Origin of the sequence: Pseudomonas sp. P9_31 (assembly GCF_034008235.1) — a bacterium.
In the GTDB taxonomy this organism is placed as follows: domain Bacteria; phylum Pseudomonadota; class Gammaproteobacteria; order Pseudomonadales; family Pseudomonadaceae; genus Aquipseudomonas.
On sequence record NZ_CP125375.1, the window covers coordinates 2758404 to 2769115 of the forward strand.

The 10712-nt window shown below is 61.5% G+C and carries 3 protein-coding genes; 2 read left to right on the plus strand and 1 reads right to left on the minus strand.

Features of this window, described 5'->3' with window-relative positions:
* The first annotated feature begins 7 nt into the window (after positions 1-7).
* Entirely contained in the window at positions 8-7594 is a 7587-nt protein-coding gene (locus QMK51_RS12065) for an SDR family NAD(P)-dependent oxidoreductase (protein ID WP_320394176.1), read from the plus strand.
* Between the two features lie 37 nt (positions 7595-7631).
* Here QMK51_RS12065 and QMK51_RS12070 read toward each other — a convergent pair whose 3' ends face one another.
* Positions 7632-8498 (minus strand): class I SAM-dependent methyltransferase, encoded by an 867-nt coding sequence (locus QMK51_RS12070; RefSeq protein WP_320394177.1) that lies wholly within the window; start codon positions 8496-8498, stop codon positions 7632-7634.
* 213 nt (positions 8499-8711) lie between these two features.
* On the opposite strand from QMK51_RS12070, the gene fabD reads away from it, so the two are divergent.
* A complete protein-coding gene (fabD, locus tag QMK51_RS12075) occupies positions 8712-10709 on the plus strand; it encodes an ACP S-malonyltransferase (RefSeq protein ID WP_320394178.1) in 1998 nt (665 codons plus the stop codon).
* The last annotated feature ends 3 nt before the right edge of the window (positions 10710-10712 follow it).

A 10712-nucleotide genomic window follows, 5' to 3' on the forward strand; every position in this document is an offset into this window, starting at 1 on the left:
CAGAACAATGAACAACACTACGTCGAACGATGCACATGACATCCGCCTGCCTAATCAGCGGCCCACTCAACAACACCCGACCACGCCGGCGCCACGCACCCGGCGGCAGATCGGTGAACCAACACAAGGCAGCGCGCCATCGCCAGCGCCGACTGCCAGGGTGGCGATTGTCGGTTTTTCCGGGCGTTTCCCCGGTGCCGACAACGCCGAGCAATTCTGGCAACTGCTGATGGAGGAGCGCTCGCAGATCAGCGAGCTGCCGTATTGGCATCTGCCGGGCATTGCCGAGCGTGCTCACCTGCGCGAGACATTCACCTGCCCGGGCGGTTTCATCAATGACCCGACCGCGTTCGATGCCGACTTCTTCAAGATATCCGCCCGCGAAGCCGAGGCCATGGACCCACAGCACCGGCTGGTGCTGGAGCAGACCTGGGCGGCTTTCGAAGATGCCGCCATCTGCCCGCACAACCTGCGCGGCAGCAACACCTCGGTGTTTATCGGCGTCTCTTCCGCCGACTACAACGGCCTGCTGGCCCGTTCCGAAGCCGGCGCGCACGACGCCACGGGCAATGCGCACTCGATCATCGCCAACCGCATCTCCTATCTGTTCGATTTCCATGGCCCCAGCGCGCCCATCGATACCGCCTGCTCCAGCTCTCTGGTGGCGGTGCATAAGGCCGCGCAGTCGATCCTCAATGGCGACTGCACGGTGGCCGTTGCCGGCGGGGTGAATCTGTGTTTTGAACCGATGGTGTTCATGGGTGCGCTCAAGGCCGGCATGCTCAGCCCCACCGGGCGCTGCAAGGCCTTTGCCGCCGATGCCGACGGCTATGTGCGCGGTGAAGGCGTCGGGGTGTTGATCCTCAAGGACTATCAGCAGGCACTGGCCGATGGCGACAACATTGTCGCGACGATTATCGGCTCGGCAGAAAACCATGGCGGCCACGCCAACTCGCTGACAGCACCCAATCCCAAGGCCCAGGCCGACCTGATCAAACAGGCCTGCCGGGGCATCGACATCAACAGCCTCGGTTACATCGAAGTCCACGGCACCGGCACGCGCCTGGGCGACCCGATCGAGATCAGTGGACTCAAGCAGGCCTTTGCCGAACTGGGCGCCAGTGCTGGGCAGCGCTGTTATCTCGGTTCGGTGAAAACCAATATCGGCCACCTCGAATCCGCCGCCGGCATTGCCGGGGTAATCAAGACGCTGTTGGCGCTAAAGCAGGGTTATCTGCCCAAGAGCCTGCACAGCGAACAGCTCAATCCGTATATCGATCTGGCCGGCAGTCCGTTCGAGGTCCTGCAGGCTGGCCGGGAGTGGCCGCAATTATCCGACAGCCAGGGCAACAAGGCGCCGCGCCGGGCGGGTGTCAGCTCGTTCGGGTTTGGCGGGGCCAATGCTCATGTTGTGCTGGAGGCGGTTGAACTTGTTCCTGCGCTGACGGAACACGGGGTCGCCGCGACGATATTTCCGCTGTCTGCCAAAACCCTCGAAGCGCTGCAGTCGCGGGTTGAGCAGTTGATCGATTTTCTGCAACGCCAGCCTCAGGTGGTTCTTGCGGATCTGGCCGCCAGCCTGCAACTGGGTCGCGAGGCGATGGAATACCGACTGGTGATTGTGGCGAACAGCCGCGACAGTCTGTTGAGCCAACTGCATGCCAGCGGCCCCGGCGAAGGCGGTAAGCCTGCCAGCAAGATTGCGCCGGACGAGGTGCTTCGGGCCCTGCAACAACAAAATATCGACAGCGTGCTGACGCTGTGGCGCCGGGGCGCAACCGTGGACTGGCGTCAGCTGTATCAACAAAGCCAGCCGCGCCGAATCTCGCTGCCGACTTACCCCTTCAGCCGCGAGCGGTACTGGATCAGCGAATCTCCTGCGCTCAAGCGCACGGGCGAGGCGTGGCTGCATCCACTGGTACAGCGCAATACGTCGGATCTGGCAGGACAACGTTTCAGCAGCCGGTTTGACGGCAATGAATGGTTTTTTGCCGAACATCGGGTCAGTGGTTTGAAGATCCTGCCGGGTGTGGCTTATCTGGAAATCGCCAGGGTGGCGCTTGAACTGTCGCTGGCCCATGAGCGCGCAGTGGTTCGCCTGAAGAACATCGCCTGGCGCCAACCCATGCGCCATGACGGCGGCGAGCTGGCCATCGACATCGAGTTGGCGGAGCAGGACAACGGCGAGATTCGTTTTGAAATTCGTGGCACGCCGGTCGACGGCCCGAGCTATTGCGCCGGTGTGGCGACGGTCGGAGCCGCCGAGAGTCTGGCGCCGCTGGACCTGCAAGCCATCGCTGCCGCCACGACCGAGCAACGCCTGGCGCCACAGCAGTGCTACGAGATTTTCGGTGAGATGGGGCTGGAATACGGCGAACACTTTCGCCGGCTCAGCGCGTTGCAGGCGGGCAATGGCCAAGTGTTGGCCAAGCTGGTATTCGCGGACGAAGGCACTGAGCTCGGCCTGTCTCCCGGCCTGCTCGATTCTGCATTGCAGGCGGCATTAGGGCTGGCGCTACTGGAGCCGACTCCGTCGGACCAGCAGCGCCAACCGCTGGTGCCGTTTGCGCTGGACTCGGTGATTTTTGGCGACCTGAACCTGCTCAACCAGCCCTGCCATGCGTGGGTGCGCTACAGCGCCAGCCACCAGCCGGGGCGTATCAACAAGTTGGACGTGGATATTTGCGATGAGCAGGGCCGCATCGCACTGCGCCTGCAAGGTTTTTCGTCGAGAAGACTTGAACCGGCAGCCACGCCCGTGCTGACCATGACACCGATCTGGCGCGATAAAGAACTCATCAATACGGCTCAGCGAAAGTTCGCGCGGCAGGTGATGGTGTTGGCCGGTGATCAACCCGTTGCGCTGGACGAATTGGCGGATCGCTGCCGGGCACTGGCTGGCAACAGTCGGCAGATCCACATCGAGCGGCTGCCCGTGGTTTCGGATGACCCCGTTGTCGCGCTGCCATTGCTGGCGGGTTTCCTGATCAACCTTTTGAAAACCTGCCCTGCGGACACGCTGGTGCAGCTGGTTCTTGCCGACCTTGATGAAACCGCCCCGGTCTTCGCCTCGCTGTTGGCGCTGCTGAAGACCGCAAAAAACGAAGGACTGATCGCTGCCGCCCAATCAATCGAAGTGCGCGGTAGCCTCTCGCCGCAGTGGCTGATCGACAATGGCCAGCAGGACGATGAGCGGGTGCGTTACCAGGGCGATCGCCGTCAGGTGGCATCCTGGCAGGAGACGTTGCTGCCGGATGCTGACGCCACGCCATGGCGTGATGGCGGGGTCTACCTGCTGACCGGTGGCACAGGCGGCCTGGGCTTGTTGCTGGCCGAAAGCATCGGCCGGCAGGCACGGGGCGTGAGGCTGGTCCTGGCCAGCCGTTCGGCCAGTCAACGTTCAGCCGAAGTCAGCGGACGAATCGAGGCGATCAAGGCACTGGGTGCCGAGGTGCAAGTTGAAGCGCTGGACGTCGCCGACCCACGCGCAGTCGAGGCGCTGATCGCACGTTGCGAGCAAGCGTTCGGCACGATCAACGGGATTTTCCACTGCGCCGGCATCACCCGCGACAGCTTGCTCAAGAACAAAAGCGAGGCCGATCTGACGGCGGTGCTGGCACCCAAGGTGGCGGGCGTACTCAACCTGGATCGCGCCAGCGCGCATCTGCCGCTGGACTGTTTTGTGCTGTTCTCATCGGTCAGCACCGTGATCGGCAATCCGGGGCAGGGCGACTATGCGCTGGCCAACGCGTTCATGGACGAGTGGGCCGGCTGGCGTAATCGCGAGACCCAGGCTGGTCGCCGTCAGGGCCGCACCCTGGCGATCAACTGGCCGCTGTGGCGCAACGGCGGGATGCAGATCGATGCTCAACGCGAGCAACAGATGGTCGAGCAGACCGGGATTCAACCCTTGAGTGACAGTGGCGGCCTGGATTTTTTACGCCGGGCTTTGGCCGATGCTCAGGGGGCCGAACGCTGGATGGTGCTGGAAGGGGATATCGCCAGGATCAAGACGTTTATCGCCGGGCAGTGGCAGGAGCCGCCAGCTGCGCCAATCACCCACGCGCCGGTCGAGGCGGCACCCTTGGCGCAAACCGTGGAGGGCGACCTGAACGCGCTGGCGATCCGGCATTTCAAGCAACTATTGTCGAAAACCCTCAAGCGGCCATTGGATAAGATCGACAGTGACGGCTCGTTCGAGCGTTACGGGGTCGACTCGATCATGCTTACCGAGCTGACCACTCAACTGGAACGCACCTTTGGCTCGCTGCCAAACACCCTGTTGTACGAACACCAGACCGTGCGCGAACTGAGCGACTACTTCATCCGGCAGCACCCCGAAATGATGCGGCAGTTGCTGATGGCCGAGCCGGCCAGGCGCAGCATTCCCACCGAAAAAGCACCGCCAATAGCCACGGCACAAGTGTCCCGGCGCCAGCACAGCCGCCGTCAACCGCCAGTAACCGTGCCAGCGACCAGCAACAACCGCGATCTGGCGATCATCGGCCTCAGTGGTCGCTACCCCGGTGTCGAAGACCTGGAAACGTTCTGGCAAAAAATTGCTGGCGGTGAAGACCTGATCAGCGAAGTGCCAACCGCGCGCTGGGATCACCAGGCGTACTTTGACGAGGCGCGCGACCGCTTCGACAAGACGTACTGCAAGTGGGGCGGCTTTCTCGACGGGGTCGAAGACTTCGATCCGCTGTTTTTCAACCTCTCGCCCCGAGAGGCGCAAATCATCAACCCCAACGACCGGTTGTTCCTGGAAACCTGCTGGAACCTGCTGGAAAGCGCCGGGATCACCCGGCAACAGATCAAGCAACGCTATCAACAACAGGTGGGTGTGTTTGTCGGTGTGATGTACCAGCAATACCAGGCATTCGAGTCGGATCTGGTCCGAGAGTCGCTGGTGTCGGTGACGTCCTACAGCGCGATTGCCAACCGTGTGTCCTATTTCTTCGACTTTCAGGGGCCGAGCCTGGCGATCGACACCATGTGTTCCTCGTCGATCTCGGCGATCCATGCCGCTGGCGAAGCGCTGCGCAATGGCGATTGTCGGCTGGCGATTGCCGGCGGCGTCAACCTGACCCTGCATCCGAAAAAGTACATTGGCCTGAGCGTCGGCCAGGTGCTGGGCAGTCATGCCGGCAGCCGCAGCTTTGCCGACGGCGACGGTTATCTGCCGGCAGAGGGCGTCGGGGCGGTGTTGCTCAAGACCCTGGCCGACGCCGAGCGCGATGGCGACCACATCCTGGCGGTGATCAAGTCGACCGCTACCAACCACGGCGGCCACACCCATGGCTTCTCGGTGCCGAGCGCCAAGGTGCAGGCGGCGCTGATCGACCGCAACTTCAAGCGCGCGGGGATTGACCCGTGCACCGTCAGTTACGTCGAGTCGGCGGCCAATGGTTCGGCGATGGGCGACGCCATCGAGCTGAGCGCGCTGAGCCGCATTTTTAGCGAAGCGGGGGTTGCCAGTCAGTCCTGCGCCATTGGCTCGGTCAAATCCAACATCGGCCATGCCGAAGCGGCTTCGGGCATGGCCGCGCTCAGCAAGCTGGTGCTGCAACTGCAACACCGGCAGCTGGCGCCGTCGCTGGTGCTCGGTCCACTGAATCCCAAGCTGGATTTCGAACACTCGCCGTTCGTGCTGCAACGTACCCTGGCCGATTGGCCTCAGCCGGTGGTCGAGATCGATGGCGTGTGGCAATCCGTTCCGCGCCGGGCATCGCTCAGCGCGTTTGGTGCCGGGGGCTCCAATGCCCATCTGATTATCGAGGAATATCCGACAGCGTCCGCGCCCGACGTAGTGCCGCCAGAAGACGGTGTTGTGCATATCGTGCCGCTGTCAGCCAACAGCAGCGGTTCGTTGCAGCAGGCGGTGGCCAGGTTGGCGCGGCATCTGGATGCCCATCCGGATCTTCGGCTGAAGGATCTGGCCCACACTCTGCAAACTGGCCGGGAAGCGATGCCGCTGCGGCTGGCGTTACAAGTGAGCAGCACCGGCGAATTGCGCACGGTGTTGGCCGATATCCTGCGGCCACTGGAGCAGGGCGAACCGATGACCGTACTGGAAACACTCGATTTGCCACTGGCCTTCGGCAATGTCGACGAAGTGTCGGCGGCACTGGCCAGCTTGCTGTCCGGTGCGGGTGCCGTGGCGCTGAGCAACGGCCTGATCGAGGCTGATGACCGGAAACAACTGGCACTGCTCTGGACCCAGGGCGGCGAGATTGCCTGGGACAGGCTCGCGCGAAATAACGGTGCACGCCTTATCGCCTTGCCCACCTATGGCTTCGACAAGCAGCGTTACTGGCTGGAACAGTCAAACAAGGCGTTGCGTGAGGAGGTCACGGACGCGAGCCCGGCCAACCCGGCAGTGGGCAAACACCACATCGCCGCCGAACAGGGCCTGCGTCTGCTGGCCGACTTGCTGGGCATGCAACCCAACGACTTGTCGCCCGCCAAGCCACTCAACGCCTACGGCGCCGATTCCATCGTCATGTTGCAGTGGGCCATGCAGGTGCAAGCGCAGATTGATCCCGGACTTACCCTGGCTGATATCCAGCAGTGCCTGACCCTCGGTGACGTCCTGCAATTGCTGAGCGCAACGGCCAGTTTCAAAAAGCCGGTGCTGCCCCCGGAAATCATCGGCCTGTTGAGCGGTTCGACCACACGCTTCCCGGAGTTGCAACGACTCAATCAAGTGCAACATGGCCGGCCGGTGTTCTGGTTCCATGGCGCCTTGGGCGGCAGTGAAATCTATCAAGGTCTTGCCCAGCACATTCAGCGCCCGTTCTTCGGGCTTCAGGCCAGAGGCTGGATGACCGATCGCGCGCCGTTGCTGGGGATTTCGGCAATGGCCGCCTATTACGTCCAGGTCATCCAGTCGGTTCAGCAGCAGGGCCCGTACGATCTGGGCGGCTATTCGCTGGGCGGCATGCTGGCGTATGAAGTGACCCGGCAGTTGCAGGAACTGGGGGAAACCGTCACCAGCCTGGTGATGCTCGATTCACCGGACGTGACCGGCGAACGCACCGCACGCCTGTGCGACAAGACCCGCCTGTTGCAGACCGTCAACATGTCCTTGCAGATGACCATCGGCCAGACCCCGGAGCGCTTCGCCGAGGTGTTGATCCATCGCGATGAAGTCGATCTGTCGCTGGCGCCAGCGGACTACCGGCAGCAATTGACGGCACTGGCCCGGCAGCGGGGCCTGAAGACCAGCGACGAGCGTTTGCAGCAACTGATGGCGCAAGTGACGCAGATCCAGCAGGCGTATCAGGTTGAGCATTATCGAATCCAGCCATTGCCCAAAGCCTCGGACGTTGCCTGCTATTACTTTCGCAACGCCAGCGGTTTGTGGATGGGCGAACTGGAGCCGTTTTTCTCCACCGACAGCCAGGAGTTCGCCGCTTTCAACCACGCCGAATACTGGCAGGAGTGGCAGCGACAATTGCCGAATTTCGAGATGATCGAGGTGGCGTCGGCCAACCACATGACGTTGTTGACCCAGCCGGAAGTGTTCAGGGTGATCGCGCAGTTCTGTGCGTCCCTGTATGGCGAAAAGCGGGTGGAGAATGCCGTTGGATAATACCCAAAGCGGCGTCCCCTCCCACGGCCCGAAGGGGCTAGGCGGTTTGTTTCAGGCGCCAGAACTTGTACGCCAGATGGCCGTTTTTATAGGCCTTGACGCCGCTATCGTCGAAAAAATGGAACATGGTGTCGAACGCGTGCCAGACCTCGGGTGGCAGCGAATCACTGTGCTGTTTTTTCTCGTCCACCAGGCTCTTGAGCAGGTGCTTGAGGTGACCTCGCTCGCTTTCAAACGCCCTGATCACGCCTTCGGAAATGTCGGCATGTTCCTCAACCTTGAAGCCTGTGTGGCGAATCATTGCCTGGTGCTGCTCCAGCACGTTGGTGAAGAAGTCGACACCAATGCTGTCACGCTCGGACAGGGCACTGGTGTTGTCGCCTTTCATGGTGTCGGCATAAAAAAACAAGCCATCCTTTTTCAACACACGCTGCACCTCTTCACCAAACGTATTGAGGTCGGGGTAGCAGTGGGACGACTCGATATTGATCACAACATCGAATTCGTTATCGGCAAAGGGCAGTGCCATCGCGTCGCCGCCAACGAAGGTCAGCCCTTCAATACGGTGTACCCGGTTGCACAACTCGATATGCGCCGGACAGAAATCCAGCCCGGTTATAGACGCGGCGCCGGTATAGCGGGCGAGGTAGGAGCAGTTGCCGCCGCGTCCCGAGCCGATTTCGAGGACCTTCTTGCCGCGCAGATCGGTATCGCCCAGCAGGGTGCGAATCAGGTTTGCCGAGCATTTTTGCTCAAGATCTTCGTCGTTGATCCAGTCAAAGCGGCTGTCTTTGGCCAGGTAGCCGTAGTTGAGGAAGGTCAGACGTTTGTCGGGAAACATCCGGGTCATCATGTCGTACCACTGACTGATCGGCGATACGGTTTCTTGTCCTTGGGTCGTCATGTCTACCTCCGTGTCGAAAAAAAACTGCAGAGTTTGCATTTCACTGTATTCGCGACAACAGCGCCGATTGCATGGCGCTGATGCGGCCGCCTGAGGAGCATAGCGGTCATGGGCTAAGGCTCCGAAAATTTTTTCATCGATGTCGCAGACCGTTCCAGATCGGCTCCTATACTGCGAGCCGTAACGTCAGCTATCTATTTCAGGACGAAATTTATGCCTTATCTTTTTCAGGGACAGACGTCTTGCGTGGTGTTCATGTTTCCCGGTCAGGGCTGCCAGTTCTATCAGATGGGCCGCGAGCTCTATCAGAACAACTCAGTGTTCCACCGCTGGATGAACGAACTCGACACACTGATCCACGCCGAACTGGGGCAGTCGGTGATTGCCGGGATTTATCACGACAACAGCCCGCGTTCAAAGGCCTTCGATGATATTCGCCTGAGCCACCCGGCGATCTTCATGATCGAGTACGCCCTCGGCAAGACGCTGATCGAGCACCACATCACCCCTGATTATCTGTTGGGCACCAGCCTGGGTGAACTTGCCGCCGCTGCGCTGGCAGACGTCATTTCTCTGTCCGACGCCATTCGTCTTGTTGTACGTCAAGGGCAACTGTTTCACCAGCGCCAGTCACCGGCAGGCGAGGGTGCAATGCTGGCGATCCTGGCCGAAGAGTCGCTGTATCAGCAGACGCCGTTGCTGCGCGAGCACTGCGATATCGCGGCCCACAACGCGCCTTCGCTGATCGTCGTCGCCGGTCCGAGCAGCGCGGTTGCCGATGCCGAACGCCACCTCAGCGCTCGGGACATCGTGTTCCAGCGTCTGCCGGTCAATCAGGCCTTTCATTCGCGCCATATCGATTTTCTCAGGCCGGAGGTCGAGGCACTGCTGCGCCAGACCCGCCTGCACAAGGCGCAGATCCCGGTGATCTCGTGCCACAACACCGAAACCTTGCAGCAGCTCGACGCCGATCACTTCTGGCAGACCATCCGCCAGCCAATCCGTTTTTCCCAAACCCTGGCGCGAATCGAGCGTGAAGCCGCTGAGCGCGGCGAATCGATGATCTACCTCGACCTTGGCCCGAGCGGCACGCTGGCCAATCTGATCAAACAGAATATTCGTGACCGTGCGTTGCCGCCGATTTTCCCGGTGCTCAGCCCGTTCGGCCGCGACCTTGAAAAATTCGACGAGGTGCTGACCCTCGGTCGTGCCTTGCAGCCGCTGCCGGCGAAAGCAGCGCTGACAACACCGCCGACAGCAGCACCGGCTCAGGTGGCCGCGCCGCCCGCGACATTTCAGGTCCAGCAGCCGACCCGCCTGGTACAGCGCCCATCGACGCCAATGCCGTCCGGGCCGAAACGCGTCTATGGGTTTCCGGGGCAGGGTTCGCAGCGACTGGGCATGGGGGCGGCGTTGTTCGAACAGTTCCCCGAGCATCTGGCCGAGGCCGACAAAATCCTCGGCTATTCGCTGAAAACACTGTGCCTGGAAGACCCCGATCAACAGCTGTCCAACACCCGGTTTACCCAGCCGGCGCTGTACACCGTCAGTGCCTTGGCGTTCCTCGCCAAACAGCAGGCGGACCCGCGTAAAGCCGACTTTCTCGCCGGTCACAGCCTGGGCGAGTACTGCGCGCTGTTTGCCGCGGGTGCGTTCTCCTTCGAGACCGGGCTGAAACTGGTGAAAAAACGCGGCGAGCTGATGGCCCAGGCCACTGGAGGCAGCATGGCCGCTGTCATCGGTCGCAGTCCTGACGAAGTCAACGAGCTACTGGCCCGTCATGGCCTCGGTGCGCTGGACGTTGCCAACTACAACTCGCCCTCCCAGGTGGTGCTAGCCGGTCCGGTGGAGGCACTCAGCGAGGCGAAGGAGATTTTCCAGGCGATGGACATTACCTTCGTAGCGCTGCCAGTCAGCGCGCCATTCCATTCCCGCTACATGGAAGGCGCGATGGGGGCATTCGGCGAGTACCTGGCCACGTTCGAGTATTCACCGCTGCACACCCCGGTGATCGCCAACATCGACGCCGCGCCTTACCGCGATGATCAGTTGGTCGATAACCTGACCCGGCAGATCTGCGGCTCGGTGCGCTGGCTCGATACCGTGCAGTACCTGATGCGCCAAGGGGCATTCGAATTCGAGGAACTCGGGCCGGGCGAGGTGCTGACAAAACTCGTCAAAACCGTGCGAAACGCTGCCGCCTTTTCGTGACTG

Bases quoted from the DNA above. Each gene is read 5' to 3' on its own strand.
- QMK51_RS12065 (WP_320394176.1), top strand. From the start codon at position 8: ATGAACAACACTACGTCGAACGATGCACATGACATCCGCCTGCCTAAT.
- QMK51_RS12070 (WP_320394177.1), bottom strand. From the start codon at position 8,498: ATGACGACCCAAGGACAAGAAACCGTATCGCCGATCAGTCAGTGGTAC.
- fabD (WP_320394178.1), top strand. From the start codon at position 8,712: ATGCCTTATCTTTTTCAGGGACAGACGTCTTGCGTGGTGTTCATGTTT.